At 68.1% G+C, this 12,993-nt stretch carries 10 protein-coding genes; 6 read left to right on the top strand and 4 right to left on the bottom strand.

Annotation, left to right across the window (positions count from 1 at the left end):
- On the top strand, positions 1–2,075 hold a 2,075-nt coding region (locus AB7E35_RS05785; protein ID WP_428167210.1), incomplete at its 5' end, for a glutamate synthase-related protein.
- Positions 2,076–2,111: 36 nt separating this feature from the next.
- Positions 2,112–3,590 carry a glutamate synthase subunit beta gene (locus AB7E35_RS05790; RefSeq protein ID WP_428162721.1) on the top strand — a complete coding sequence of 493 codons (1,479 nt, stop codon included), beginning with the start codon at positions 2,112–2,114 and terminating at the stop codon, positions 3,588–3,590.
- A gap of 45 nt (positions 3,591–3,635) precedes the next feature.
- Here AB7E35_RS05790 and AB7E35_RS05795 read toward each other — a convergent pair whose 3' ends face one another.
- Complete coding sequence (locus AB7E35_RS05795; RefSeq protein WP_428162720.1) at positions 3,636–4,151, bottom strand: CZB domain-containing protein; 516 nt, start codon at positions 4,149–4,151, stop codon at positions 3,636–3,638.
- Positions 4,152–4,328: 177 nt separating this feature from the next.
- Between AB7E35_RS05795 and AB7E35_RS05800 the strand changes: the two genes are divergently transcribed.
- From AB7E35_RS05800 to AB7E35_RS05815, 4 genes are all read left to right on the top strand, one after another.
- Positions 4,329–5,327 carry an LLM class flavin-dependent oxidoreductase gene (locus tag AB7E35_RS05800; protein ID WP_428162719.1) on the top strand — a complete coding sequence of 333 codons (999 nt, stop codon included), beginning with the start codon at positions 4,329–4,331 and terminating at the stop codon, positions 5,325–5,327.
- An 80-nt stretch (positions 5,328–5,407) separates the two neighbouring features.
- On the top strand, positions 5,408–6,637 hold the full coding sequence (gene gspF / locus AB7E35_RS05805) for a type II secretion system inner membrane protein GspF (protein ID WP_428162718.1): 1,230 nt from the start codon (positions 5,408–5,410) through the stop codon (positions 6,635–6,637).
- A 144-nt stretch (positions 6,638–6,781) separates the two neighbouring features.
- The gene (locus tag AB7E35_RS05810) at positions 6,782–7,744 is read left to right on the top strand and encodes a 5'-nucleotidase (RefSeq protein WP_428162717.1); all 963 of its coding nucleotides are present in this window, start codon (positions 6,782–6,784) and stop codon (positions 7,742–7,744) included.
- Between the two features lie 139 nt (positions 7,745–7,883).
- Positions 7,884–8,171 carry an EF-hand domain-containing protein gene (locus tag AB7E35_RS05815; protein WP_428162729.1) on the top strand — a complete coding sequence of 96 codons (288 nt, stop codon included), beginning with the start codon at positions 7,884–7,886 and terminating at the stop codon, positions 8,169–8,171.
- Between the two features lie 251 nt (positions 8,172–8,422).
- On the opposite strand, the gene AB7E35_RS05820 is transcribed toward AB7E35_RS05815, so the two are convergent.
- Genes AB7E35_RS05820 through gspN form a run of 3 tightly spaced genes read right to left on the bottom strand, consistent with a single transcriptional unit; the run spans position 8,423 to position 12,989 of the window.
- Complete coding sequence (locus tag AB7E35_RS05820) at positions 8,423–9,811, bottom strand: GspE/PulE family protein (RefSeq protein ID WP_428162716.1); 1,389 nt, start codon at positions 9,809–9,811, stop codon at positions 8,423–8,425.
- 33 nt (positions 9,812–9,844) lie between these two features.
- Positions 9,845–12,172, bottom strand: coding sequence for a type II secretion system secretin GspD (gene gspD, locus AB7E35_RS05825; RefSeq protein ID WP_428167211.1), 2,328 nt, complete (start codon positions 12,170–12,172; stop codon positions 9,845–9,847).
- A gap of 4 nt (positions 12,173–12,176) precedes the next feature.
- The gene (gspN, locus tag AB7E35_RS05830; RefSeq protein WP_428167212.1) at positions 12,177–12,989 is read right to left on the bottom strand and encodes a type II secretion system protein N; all 813 of its coding nucleotides are present in this window, start codon (positions 12,987–12,989) and stop codon (positions 12,177–12,179) included.
- Positions 12,990–12,993 lie beyond the last annotated feature (4 nt).

Genomic DNA, 12,993 nt, shown 5'->3' on the forward strand with positions numbered 1-12,993 from the left:
AGATCGTCAAGCGTTTTGCCACCGGCGCGATGTCGCTGGGCTCGATCAGCACCGAAGCGCACGCCACGCTGGCCGTGGCCATGAACCGCATCGGCGGCAAGAGCAACACCGGCGAGGGCGGCGAGGACCCCAGGCGTTACCGCAACGAGCTCAAGGGCATCCCGATCAGGCAGGGCGAGACGCTGGCGTCCATCATCGGCGCCGACAAGGTGGAAAGCGACATCCAGCTGCAGGACGGCGACAGCCTGCGCTCGCGCATCAAGCAGGTGGCCTCGGGCCGTTTTGGCGTGACGGCGGAGTACCTGGCCTCGTCCGACCAGATTCAGATCAAGATGGCGCAGGGCGCCAAGCCCGGCGAGGGCGGCCAGCTGCCGGGCGGCAAGGTGTCGGATTACATCGGCCAGCTGCGTCACAGCGTGCCCGGCGTGGGCCTGATCAGCCCGCCGCCGCACCACGACATTTATTCGATTGAAGACCTGGCGCAGCTCATCCACGACCTGAAGAACGTGGCGCCGCACGCAGGCATCAGCGTCAAGCTGGTGTCTGAAGTGGGCGTGGGCACCATCGCCGCCGGCGTGGCCAAGTGCAAGAGCGACCATGTGGTGATCGCCGGGCACGACGGCGGCACGGGCGCGTCGCCCTGGTCCAGCATCAAGCATGCGGGCAGCCCCTGGGAAATCGGCCTGGCCGAAACCCAGCAGACCCTGGTGCTCAACCGCCTGCGCGGGCGCATCCGCGTGCAGGCCGACGGCCAGATGAAGACCGGCCGCGATGTGGTCATCGGCGCGCTGCTGGGCGCGGATGAATTCGGCTTTGCCACCGCGCCGCTGGTGGTCGAGGGCTGCATCATGATGCGCAAGTGCCACCTGAACACCTGCCCCGTGGGCGTGGCCACGCAAGACCCGGTGCTGCGCGCCAAGTTCTCGGGCAAGCCCGAGCATGTCGTGAACTACTTCTTCTTCATTGCCGAGGAAGTGCGCCAGATCATGGCCCAGCTGGGCATTCGCAAGTTCGACGAGCTGATCGGCCGCACCGACCTGCTGGACACCCGCAAGGGCATCGAGCACTGGAAGGCCCAGGGCTTGGACTTCTCGCGCCTGTTCGCGCAGCCGCAAGTGCCCGCCGATGTGCCGCGCTACCACGTCGAGGCGCAAGACCACAAGCTGGAGCAGGCGCTGGACGTCAAGCTCATCGAGCGCTGCCAGCCTGCCATCCAGAACGGCGACAGCGTGCGCATCATGGAGGTGGCCAAGAACGTGAACCGCTCGGTGGGCGCCATGCTGTCGGGCGCGGTCACCAAGGTGCATCCCGAGGGGCTGCCGGACGACACCATCCGCATCCATTTCGAGGGCACGGGCGGACAGTCTTTTGGCGCCTTCCTGTGCAAGGGCATCACGCTGAACCTGACGGGCGAAGCCAACGACTACACCGGCAAGGGCCTGTCGGGCGGGCGCATCATCGTGCGCCCCAGCCACGAGTTCCGCGGCGAGGCCGTGCGCAACACCATCGTGGGCAACACGGTGATGTTTGGCGCCACCAGCGGCGAGGCTTTCTTTGCCGGCGTGGCGGGCGAGCGCTTTGCGGTGCGCCTGTCGGGCGCCACGGCAGTGGTTGAAGGCGTGGGCGACCACGGCTGCGAGTACATGACCGGCGGCACGGCGCTGGTGCTGGGCAAGACCGGGCGCAACTTTGCGGCCGGCATGAGCGGCGGCATTGCCTACGTTTATGACGAAGACGGCAAGTTCGACACCCGCTGCAACCTGGCCATGGTGACGCTGGAGCGCATCCTGCCCGCCGAGGAGCAGGTGGCCAGCGTGGGCCGCGGCATCTGGCACCGCGACCAGACGGACGAGGCCCTGCTCAAGCGCCTGCTGGAAGACCACAGCCGCTGGACGGGCAGCAAGCGCGCCCGCGACATCCTGGACAACTGGGCCGCCTCGCGCAGCAAGTTCGTCAAGGTGTTCCCGACCGAGTACAAGCGTGCGCTGTCGGAGATTTATGAACGAAAAGTGCTGGAAGAGCAGGCAACACCTGCGGTAGCAGCTCCTAAAAAAGAAGCAGTTGCACCCCGCTGAGGCGCGCTTCCTCCACCATTACAGGACACCACGATCATGGGCAAGACCACAGGTTTCATGGAATACGAGCGCATCGACGAGGGCTACGCGCCCGTTGCCGAGCGCGTGAAGCACTACAAAGAATTCGTCATCGGCCTGGACGACGCGCAGGCCAAGCTCCAGGGCGCGCGCTGCATGGACTGCGGCACGCCGTTTTGCAACAGCGGCTGTCCGGTGAACAACATCATCCCGGACTTCAACGACCTTGTTTACCACCAGGACTGGAAGAGCGCGGCCGCGGTGCTGCACAGCACCAACAACTTCCCAGAGTTCACCGGCCGCATCTGCCCCGCGCCGTGCGAGGCTGCGTGCACGCTGAACATCAACGACGACCCTGTGGGCATCAAGAGCATCGAGCACGCCATCATCGACCGCGCCTGGGAGCACGGCTGGGTGCAGCCGCAGCCTGCCGCCCGCAAGACCGGCAAGAAGGTGGCCATTGTCGGCGCCGGGCCTGCGGGTCTGGCGGCGGCGCAGCAGCTGGCCCGCGCGGGCCACGATGTGACGCTGTTCGAAAAGAACGACCGCGTGGGCGGCCTGCTGCGCTACGGCATCCCTGACTTCAAGCTGGACAAGGCGCACATCGACCGCCGCGTGCAGCAGCTGGTGGCCGAGGGCGTCACCATCCGCACCGGCGTGCTGGTGGGGGCGGCCAAGGACGGCCTGGGCAAGGGCAGCAAGGTGACCAACTGGGCCAAGGAAACCATTACGCCCGAGCAGCTGCACAAGGACTTTGACGCGGTGCTGCTCACCGGCGGCGCCGAGGCCTCGCGCGATCTGCCCGTGCCCGGCCGCGACCTGGACGGCATCCACTTTGCGATGGAATTTTTGCCGCAGCAAAACAAGGTCAACGCGGGCGACAAGCTCAAGGGCCAGATCCGTGCCGATGGCAAGCATGTCATCGTCATCGGCGGCGGCGACACCGGCAGCGACTGCGTGGGCACCAGCAACCGCCACGGCGCGGCCAGCGTCACGCAGTTCGAGCTGATGCCCATGCCACCCGAGCAGGAGAACAAGCCCCTGGTCTGGCCCTACTGGCCGACCAAGCTGCGCACCAGCTCCAGCCACGAAGAGGGCTGCGAGCGCGAGTTTGCGATCGCCACCAAAGAGTTCATCGGCGACGGCAAGAAGGTGACCGGCCTCAGGACCGTGCACGTCGAGTTCAAGGACGGGCGATTCGTCGAGATCGCTGGCACCGAAAAGGAATACAAGGCCGACCTGGTGCTGCTGGCCATGGGCTTCGTGAGCCCCGTGGCCGCGGTGCTGGATGCCTTCGGTGTGGACAAGGACGCGCGCGGCAATGCACGCGCCACCACGGACTTCATCGGCGGCTATGCCACCAGCGTGCCCAAGGTGTTTGCCGCGGGCGACATCCGCCGTGGCCAGTCGCTGGTGGTGTGGGCCATTCGCGAGGGTCGCCAGGCTGCGCGGGCGGTGGATGAATTCCTGATGGGCCAGTCCGACCTGCCCCGCTGAAACTGCACAGCCGCGGCAGCCGGGCGGTCAGCAGGACAAGGAGCGTCAGCCGCCGGCGCCCGGCGCGGCCGGGCCGGACTGCCCCAGCCCGCGCCGTAGTTCCTTGAGCAGCAGCACCACCTGGCGCGAGGCGTGCTGGCAGCTTTTGAAGGCCTGCTGCGCCATCTGGCTGTCGCCCGCTGCGGCATGCGTCAGCAGCAGCGCGGCCTGCTGGTGAAAGTACTGGTGGCGGCGCATCAGCATGTCAAACGCCGGAAACTGCCCCAGCGCCACCTGGCCGTCGCCACGCAGCCACTGGCCCAGCTCAGAGCAGTTGTCGTCGGCCACCACCTCGGGGCGCAGGCGCTCGTCACGTTCGCCCTGCAGTGCCTGAGCCAGCCAGGGCAGCCAGCGCTCGTGGTGCTCAATGGCGGTGTCGATGTCGAACTGCGCCATCAGCCGCCTGGCTTCCTCGTCGATCAGCACCAGCTCGCTGGCCTGCTCTTCGGGCAGGGAAGTCCAGTCGGACGACACCGGCAGACCATCGCCACGGGGACGAAACAAACGGCTGAAAAAACCCATACATCCCCCGCCAGGCAGTCCTGAAATGCGTACCGGTGACAGCCCCGCAGCAGATGCCGGGCGTTACAAAGAAATTTCATTATCAGCGCACAACTACAAGAAGTAGGCAACGCGCGCTTCAAAAAAGCATTCCTGCCACCGACACGGGGTTTCACGCGTGCGCCCACAATGCAGCCCATGACGACACCACACCTTCCCTCGCTTTCCATGCTGGATCTCGTGGCCGTGCGCGAGGGCGGCACGGTGGCGGATGCCATCGACATCGCGGTACGCACCGCGCGGCACGTGGAGTCGCTGGGCTTTCAGCGCTATTGGCTGGCCGAGCACCACAACATGCCGGGCATCGCCAGCTCGGCCACGGCGGTGCTGGTGGGGCACATTGCAGGGGCCACGCGCACGATCCGCGTGGGCTCGGGCGGCATCATGCTGCCCAATCACGCGCCCCTGGTGGTGGCCGAGGCCTTCGGCACATTGGCCACGCTGTACCCTGGCCGCATCGACCTGGGGCTGGGCCGCGCGCCCGGCACCGACGGCGCCACCATGCGCGCGCTGCGCCGCGACCGCGTGGAGACCGAGGACGACTTTCCCCGCGACGTGGCCGAGCTACAGCAGCTGCTGGCGCCCGCGCAGCCGGGCCAGCGCATCACCGCGGTGCCGGGCGCGGGCACCCAGGTGCCCATCTGGCTGCTGGGCTCCAGCCTGTTTTCGGCACAACTGGCGGCGCACATGGGGCTGCCCTATGCCTTTGCTTCGCACTTCGCGCCGCGCATGCTGCATGCGGCCATCGACATCTACCGCAGGCTGTTTCGCCCGTCGCAGGCGCTGGCCAAGCCCTATGTAGTGGTCGGCGTGCCGGTGGTCGCTGCGCCCACGGACGATGAAGCACAGTACCTGGCCAGCAGCACCTATCAGCGGGTGCTGGGCATTGTGACCGGCCAGCGTGGCTTGCTGAAGCCGCCGGTGCAGGACTATCTGGCCGGACTGCCGCCGCAGCACCAGGCCGCGGTGGCCGACTTTCTGGCAGCAGGCGTGGTGGGCGGCCCGCAGACCGTGCGCCAGGGCTTTGCCGCGCTGGCCAACGCCACGCAAGCGGACGAATTCATGCTGGTCAGCGACGTGTTCGACCCCCAGCTACGCCTGCGCTCGCTGGAGATCGCCGCGCAGGCCTGTCAGTAGTGCACACCGACACGGCCACCCGCTACCATGATGGCCCCCGGGGCGGGTTTGCGCCCTGACCCTTTTGCCGCACACGCCGCATGCCCGCTTATTCCTTTGAAGCCCTGGACTCGCAGGGCCATATCCGCCGCGGCACCCTGGATGCCGACAGCCCCAAGGCCGCCCGCAGCCTGCTGCGCGCGCAGGCGCTGGTGCCCCTGGAGGTGGAGGCCTTGTCGCCCGGCGCCGAGGCGGGCGCGGCGCCCACGCTGTCGCAGCGGCTGTTCACGCGCCCGGTGTTCAATGCCACGGAGCTGAGCGTGTGGACGCGCCAGCTGGCGGGCCTGGTGGGCTCCGGCCTGCCGCTCGAGCGCGCGTTGACCGCGCTGTCCGACGAAGCCGACGACGAGCGCCAGCGCCACCTGGTGGCAGCGCTGCGCGCCGAGGTCAATGCCGGCTCCACCTTCGCGCGCGCGCTGGCCCAGCACCCGCGCGAGTTCTCCGACATTTACTGCGCCGTGATCGGCGCGGGTGAGTCCAGCGGCGGGCTGGGCGAAGTGCTCGACAGTCTGGCCGACGACCTGGAGCAGCGCCAGCAACTGCGCGCCAAGCTCATCGGCGCGGCGCTGTACCCGGCCATCGTCACCGTGATTGCCATCGTCATCGTGCTGTTTCTGGTGGGCTACGTGGTGCCGCAGGTGGCCAACGTGTTCGCCGGCACCAAGCGCGCGCTGCCGTTTCTCACCGTGCTCATGCTGGGCGTCAGCGACCTGGTGCGCAACTACGGCTGGGCGATGCTGATCGCTCTTTTTTTGATAGCTATTGGCGCAAGAGCTGCGCTGGCTAGGCCCCGATTTCGTGAAAAGTTTGATGCCGCCTGGCTGCGCCTGCCCATCGTTGGCAAGCTGGCGCGCGGCTACAACGCGGCACGCTTTGCCGGCACGCTGGCCATGCTGGCGGGCGCTGGCGTGCCCATACTGCGCGCCTTGCAGGCCGCGGCCGAGACCCTGAACAACCGCGCCCTGCGCGCCGATGCGCTCGACGCCCTGGTGCTGGTGCGCGAGGGCGCGCCGCTGGCGTCCGCGCTGGCGCAGAAGAAACGCTTTCCGGGCCTGCTGTCCATGTTTGCCCGCCTGGGCGAGCAGACAGGCCAGCTGCCGCTGATGTTGCAGCGCGCGGCCACCCAGCTGGGCACCGAGGTGCAGCGCCGCGCCATGCAGCTGGCCACCATCCTCGAGCCCCTGCTCATCGTGGGCATGGGGCTGATGGTGATGCTCATCGTGCTGGCGGTGCTGCAGCCCATCATCGAACTCAACAAGTTCGTGAAATGAACGACATCCCCCTGAGCGGCTGCGCCGCTTCCCCCTTCTATCTACGCGCTGCGCGCTACGGGAAGGGGGACGCAGCCCTCGCTGCGGGGCGGCCCTTGCTCGGCTGCCCTTGCATGGGGCGCGCCAGTTTTGAAGGTTGCTGACATGGCTGCACCGACTCTGCAAGACAAGCTCGTCGTGGCGATTTCCTCGCGGGCGCTGTTCGATTTTGAGGAAGAAAACCGCCTGTTCGAGGCGGGTGACGAGCAGGCCTACATGCGCCGCCAGCTGGAGCTGGTGCACGAGCCCGCGCGCCCCGGCGTGGCCTTTCCGCTGGTGCGCAAGCTGCTGGCTTTCAACACGGCCGAGGCCCAGCGCGTCGAGGTGGTGATGCTCTCGCGCAACGACCCTGCCAGCGGCATGCGTGTGTTTGCTTCGGCCAAGGCGGCGGGCATGCGCATCGAGCGCGGCGTGTTCACGCGCGGGCGCAACCCGTTTTCCTACCTGCGGCCGCTGGGCGCGCACCTGTTTTTGTCGGCCAACGCGGCGGACGTGCGCGAGGCGCTGTCCATCGGCTTTCCGGCCGCGCGGGTGATGATCGACTCCACCCCCGCGGGCGACCGCTACCCGCGCGAGGTGCGCATCGCATTCGACGGCGACGCGGTGCTGTTTTCTGACGAGGCCGAGCGCGTCTATCAGCAAGGCGGCCTGCCGGCCTTTGTGCAGCACGAAGTCTCCAAAGCCTCCACGCCCCTGGCAGAGGGGCCGTTCAAGCCGCTGCTGGCCGCGCTGCACCGCCTGCAGCAGCAGGCCGACGCGTCGCAGATGCGCATCCGCACCGCGCTGGTTACTGCGCGCAGCGCACCGGCGCACGAGCGTGCCATCCGCACGCTGCTCGAATGGGGCATCAGCGTCGATGAAGCCATGTTTCTGGGCGGGCTCGAAAAAGGCCCCTTCCTGCGCGAATTCGAGCCTGATTTTTTCTTTGACGACCAGACGGGCCACGTCACCTCGGCCGCGCGCCATGTGCCCGCCGGCCATGTGAGCAGCGGCATCGCCAATGTGTTGGCGGGCGCAGGCTGCGCGGGCGATGTACCGGCCGATACACATGGACTGGCCAACCAATGAACCCCGCGCCAGTGCGCTGCTCTATCGGCATATGTTCTTAGTCTCTCGCTCTTCGCTGCGCTCGTTTTTGCCAGTTTTTTGGCGTGTTGGTCGTCGCGCCGCCGGGCTTTCGGCCCTGGCGGTGCTGGCCGCGCCGCTGATGGCCAGCCACGCGCAGTCCCAGCCTGCGGCCAGTCCTGCGCCCCAGGCCGGCGCCAGCGCGCCGCTGTCCAAGGGCGAGGCCAAGGCCATTCGGCAGTTCCACATGCTCGACTTCAACGGCGACGGCAAGCTCAGCCGGGCCGAGATGTCGCTGGTGCCCAAGCTGGCCGCCGCGTTTGACGACGCCGACACCGATCGCGACGGCTACGTCACCCTGGAAGAGGTGCGCGCCTTCGCCATCAAATACCGCGCCGAACGCGACAGCGCCCGCGCCGCCGCGCGCTGAGGTGGCGGCAGGCGTCACGGTGCTTGGCCTCGGATCGTAAAAACGCTCCGAGGGGGAGTATCGCCAAAATTGGCTCCAGCCCATATGTATCAGGCGCTGGCAGCTATTGTTTTTGAAGGGTTGGCGGCACTTGGGTCGCCGCCTTGGCGGGGATGACGGTGGTGGCGTGATGCGAGGTGAGCCATCGGCCACCCCCCTGGCTTCCAGTCGCAAGGGGCGCTTCGCCAACTCCGTCAGGCCACCCAATCCGTTCAATCGCGCGTCACGCGCAGCAGCTCCTCGCGGCTGGTGATGCCTGCGGCGATCAGGCGCTCGCCGTCGTCGCGCATCAGCGTCATGCCGCCCGCGATGGCCTGTGCGCGTACCTCGGCTTCGGCCGTCTGGTTGTGGATCTGGGCGCGGATGGCGTCATCCACCACCAGCAGCTCGAACACGCCCGTGCGTCCCGCGTAGCCGGTTTGGCCGCAGTGGTCGCAGCCCGCGCCGTGGCAGTGGCTGCAGTATTTGCGCACCAGGCGCTGCGCCAGCACGCCCAGCAGGGACGAGGACAGCAGGAACGGCTCCACGCCCATGTCGGTCAGGCGGGTGATGGCGCTGGCCGCGTCGTTGGTGTGCAGCGTGGCCAGCACCAGGTGGCCGGTGAGCGATGCCTGAATGGCGATCTGCGCGGTCTCGAAGTCGCGGATTTCGCCAATCATGATCACGTCCGGGTCCTGGCGCAGGATGGCGCGCAGAGCCTTGGCAAAGGTCAGCTCGATCTTGGCGTTGACCTGGGTCTGCCCCACGCCGGGCAGCTCGTACTCGATGGGGTCTTCCACCGTCATGATGTTGCTGCGCGAGGCATCCAGCCGCGCCAGCGCCGCATACAGCGTGGTGGTTTTGCCCGAGCCCGTGGGGCCGGTCACCAGGATGATGCCGTGCGGCTGCGCAATCAGGCCCTCGAAGCGCTGCAGCACCTCGCCCTGCATGCCCACGGACTCCAGGCTCAGCTTGCTGCCGCTTTTGTCCAGCAGGCGCAGCACGGCGCGTTCGCCGTGGGCGTTGGGCAGGGTGGACACGCGCACGTCGATGGCGCGCGTTCCCAGGCGCAGGCTGATGCGACCGTCCTGGGGCAGGCGTTTTTCGGAGATGTCCAGGTCCGCCATGATCTTCAGGCGGCTGATCAGCGCGGCGTGCAGCGCGCGGTTGGGCTGCACCACCTCGCGCAGGCTGCCATCGACGCGAAAGCGCACGCTGGAGTGGCGCTCGTAGGGCTCGATGTGGATGTCGCTGGCGCCGTCGCGCACCGCCTGCGTGAGCAGGGCGTTGAGCATGCGGATGATGGGCGCGTCGCCCGCGGACTCCAGCAGGTCCTCCACCGCGGGCAGCTCCTGCATCATGCGCGAGAGATCGGCTTCTTCTTCCACCTCGCTCACCACGGTGGCGGCGCTGGATTCGCTTTGGGCATAGGCGGCGCTGATGCGCTGGGCCAGCTGCGCAGCATCGAGCGGCGCGAACTGCTGCACCGCGTGCTTGCGCAGCACTTCGGACAGCGCGCCGGCGTCCGGCTCTGGGCCGTGCCACAGCACGAGCTGCTGGCCGTCATCTTCCAGCAGCAGCTGGCTGGTGCGCGCGAAGGCGTAGGGAAGGGGGTGGCGCATGCGCGGGCCTTGCTGCGTGATTGCGTTGCGAAGTTATTGCGGGGTCACGGGCGACTCGCCGGTGGCGGCCGGCGCCGTGCGGGCAGGCGTTGGCGCGCTGGCGGGCAGCGGCGCCAGCGGCGCGGGCGTGGCAGGCTGTGGCGTGCCGGTGCCGGCGGGCAGCGGCGGCAGCACCGGCGCGTCGGACACCGCGCGCATCACCATGCTGGGTTCGGGCTGATTGCTCTGCTGCAGCGCGCGGATGGCCTCGTAGCGGTCCACCATCAGTGCGTCGCTGGTGGCGCTGTCGCGGATCACCAGGGGGCGCAGAAAGACCATCAGGTTGGTCTTTTGGCGCTGGCGCTTTTCGTTGCGAAACAGCCCGCCCACCACGGGCAGATCGCCCATCACGGGCACTTTGTCCTGGCCCAGGGAGTAGTTGTCTTCCAGCAAGCCGCCGATCACGATCACGCTGCCGTCATCGACCAGCACGGTGGATTCGATGGAGCGCTTGCTGGTGGACGGCCCATTGGTGTTGGTCAGCGTGCCTGCCGCGATCTTGGAGACCTCCTGGTACAGCGTGAGCTTGACGGTGCCGTTTTCGTTGATCTGCGGGCGCACGCGCAGCATCAGGCCCACGTCCTTGCGCTCCACGGTGGTGAAGGGGTTGACCGCGCCGTTGTTGCCGCCGGTGTTGGCATACGAGCCGGTGGGGAAGGGCACGTTGTCGCCGATGACGATCTGGGCCTCCTCGTTGTCCAGCGTCATCAGGTTGGGCGTGGACAGCACGTTGGCGTCGCCCGTGTTTTCCAGAAAGTTGGCCAGCGCGCCCAGGTAGTAGTTGCCGTTGACGCGCGGCGCCACGGCAAAGTTCAGGCCGGAGGCCGGCTTGGCCCCGCTTAAAGCGCTGACGTTGCCGCTGGCCGCTGCCAGCGCCAGATCAATGATGTTTCTGCCGCCCACGCCCGAATTGTTGCCAATCACGCCCATGGTGCTGCCGTTGTTGCCGAGCACGCCCTGCCACTGGATGCCGAACTCGGCCACCTTGTTGGCGCTGACTTCCACGATCAGGCTTTCGATGAGCACCTGCGCGCGCCGGCCGTCCAGCTTGTCGATCACGGCGCGGATCTCGCGGTACAGCGGGTCGGGCGCGGTGATGATGAGCGAGTTGGTGGTCGGGTCGGCCTGGATGATGCCGCCCGTGGACGGCTGATTGTTGTTGTTGCCGCGCCCCAGGCCCTGGCTGGTGTTGCTGCCCAGCCCGCCGCCCGTGGCGCCGCCGCCGATGCCGCCCTGGCGCGATCCCATGTTGTTGCCGGTCTGCATCAGGCCGCCGCCGCCCAGGCCGTTGCTGCTGGCGCCGGCGTTGTCGCCGCCGCCCGTGGCCGTGCCGGCGCCCAGTGCGGCGCGCAGCGTGGCGGCCAGCTTCACCGCGTCGGCGTTCTTCAGATAGACCACGTGGATGTTGCCCGTGGCCGCCGAGCTGCCGGGCGCGGCTGGCTGGTCCAGCTTGGCCACCAGCGATCGCACCAGCGCCAGGCGCGCGGGGTTGGCTGCGCGCACGATGATGGCGTTGCTGCGCGGCTCGGCCAGCAGCGTGGTCTTGAACGACGTGTCGGACTGGCCCTGCGCTGGCGCGGTTGCGCTGGCGGCAGCGCTGCCACCGCCCTCGATCAGGCGCGCCAACAGCGGCGCCATCTCGGTGGCAATGGCGTGCTGCAGCGGAATCACCTCCAGGTCGCTGGCATTGGAGACATCCATGGCCGCCACGATGCGCGCCAGGCGCTGCAGGTTGTCGGCATAGTCGGTGATCACCAGCGAGTTGTTGCCGGGGTTCACGTTGATGGTGTTGTTGGGGCTGATCAGGGGGCGCAGCACCGGCACCAGGTTGTTGGCGTTCTCAAAGTTCAGCTTGAAGATCTGCGTGACGATCTGCCCGCCCAGCGCCGCGCCGCCCGTGCCGCCCGTGCCGCTTTGCGACACCGTCACGGTGCCGGTCTGCAGCTTGGCATCGGCTTCGGGCACCACCTTGTACAGCCCCTCGGACTCGACCACCGTGAAGCCCTGCAGGCGCAGCGCCGCCAGAAACTGCTGAAAGGCTGCCATGGGCTGCACCGCGTTCTCGGTGATCAGGGTGACCTGACCCTTCACGCGCGGATCCACCACCACGTTCTTGCCGGTGATGGTGGCCATGGTGCGGGCCACGGCCTCGATGTCGGCGTTGGCAAAGTTCAGCGTGACCGGCTCGCTTTGGCGCACGCTGCCGGTTGGCAATTTGGCCGTGGTTTGTGCATGAATTTGAGCGTTGGCGCACATCAACAAAGCGCTGGTAGCTATTAAATTAAGAGCGCTAAAGAGCGGGCGTCGGGTAAAAGAAGGCATAGGGTCACCCCAGGGTGATGATGGAACGTGCGCCGTTGCGCCGCCCGATGATGTTGAGAAGATTGGCCAGCGCGGTCTCGCGGCCGGGTGCGGCGCTGGCTTCGCCGTTGAATCGCAGTCGCCGCCCCACCCATTGGCCGGTGCCGGACAGTTGCAGCGCGCCGTCCAGCGTGGACAGCTGCAGCATGGGGGCGCTGCCGCCCTGCAGCACCAGGCGGTAGCTGCCCATAGGCCGCAGCGTGGACAGGCGCGAGGACATGCCCAGCGCATCAAACTGCACCTGCCCGTGCATCTGCAGCCGCCCCGATGCCCATTGCACCGCCAGGCCGCGGGTGCTCAGGTGCAGCCGGCCCTGCGGCTGCACGGTGTTCCAGGGCGTGCCCAGCCCGCCGAGCACCGCGGCGGGCCACTGGCTCAGGCCGTCAGCCACATCCAGGCGCGCGGCGCCCAGGCCCAGCGATACGCTCAGCTGCAGCGGCGCGCCAGCCGTGGTGCAGCAGTCTGCGGCGATGCGCGCCTGCATGCCCGTCCAGGTGGGGCGCAGCTGCCACTGCATCCGGCCCGGCAGGGCTGCCTGGTCGCGGCTGCCCGTGCCGCCCGCCAGCACCAGGCGGGCCGAGCCGTTCCAGACCGTGCCGCGCGGCTCGTGCAGCTGCACCTGGCCGCCGCTGGCCTGCTGCAGGCCCGCAGCAAGCCAGCGCGCCGGCGCCCACAGCACCAGCGCGGGCAGCGCACCCAGGCACAGGCCTGCCACGGCCCAGCGCCGGGGCGAGCGCGGCGCGGTGGACGGTGGCTGGGGGCGCGAGAGGCGAGGCACGTTG

The organism is Diaphorobacter sp. (genome assembly GCF_050251835.1).
GTDB lineage: Bacteria > Pseudomonadota > Gammaproteobacteria > Burkholderiales > Burkholderiaceae_C > JBFXIE01.

Excerpts from the sequence above, each read along its gene's own strand:
- gspF (WP_428162718.1), top strand. The coding sequence starts at position 5,408 with ATGCCCGCTTATTCCTTTGAAGCCCTGGACTCGCAGGGCCATATCCGC.
- AB7E35_RS05815 (WP_428162729.1), top strand. The coding sequence starts at position 7,884 with ATGGCCAGCCACGCGCAGTCCCAGCCTGCGGCCAGTCCTGCGCCCCAG.
- gspD (WP_428167211.1), bottom strand. The coding sequence starts at position 12,172 with ATGCCTTCTTTTACCCGACGCCCGCTCTTTAGCGCTCTTAATTTAATA.
- AB7E35_RS05820 (WP_428162716.1), bottom strand. The coding sequence starts at position 9,811 with ATGCGCCACCCCCTTCCCTACGCCTTCGCGCGCACCAGCCAGCTGCTG.
- AB7E35_RS05790 (WP_428162721.1), top strand. The coding sequence starts at position 2,112 with ATGGGCAAGACCACAGGTTTCATGGAATACGAGCGCATCGACGAGGGC.
- AB7E35_RS05795 (WP_428162720.1), bottom strand. The coding sequence starts at position 4,151 with ATGGGTTTTTTCAGCCGTTTGTTTCGTCCCCGTGGCGATGGTCTGCCG.
- AB7E35_RS05800 (WP_428162719.1), top strand. The coding sequence starts at position 4,329 with ATGACGACACCACACCTTCCCTCGCTTTCCATGCTGGATCTCGTGGCC.
- AB7E35_RS05810 (WP_428162717.1), top strand. The coding sequence starts at position 6,782 with ATGGCTGCACCGACTCTGCAAGACAAGCTCGTCGTGGCGATTTCCTCG.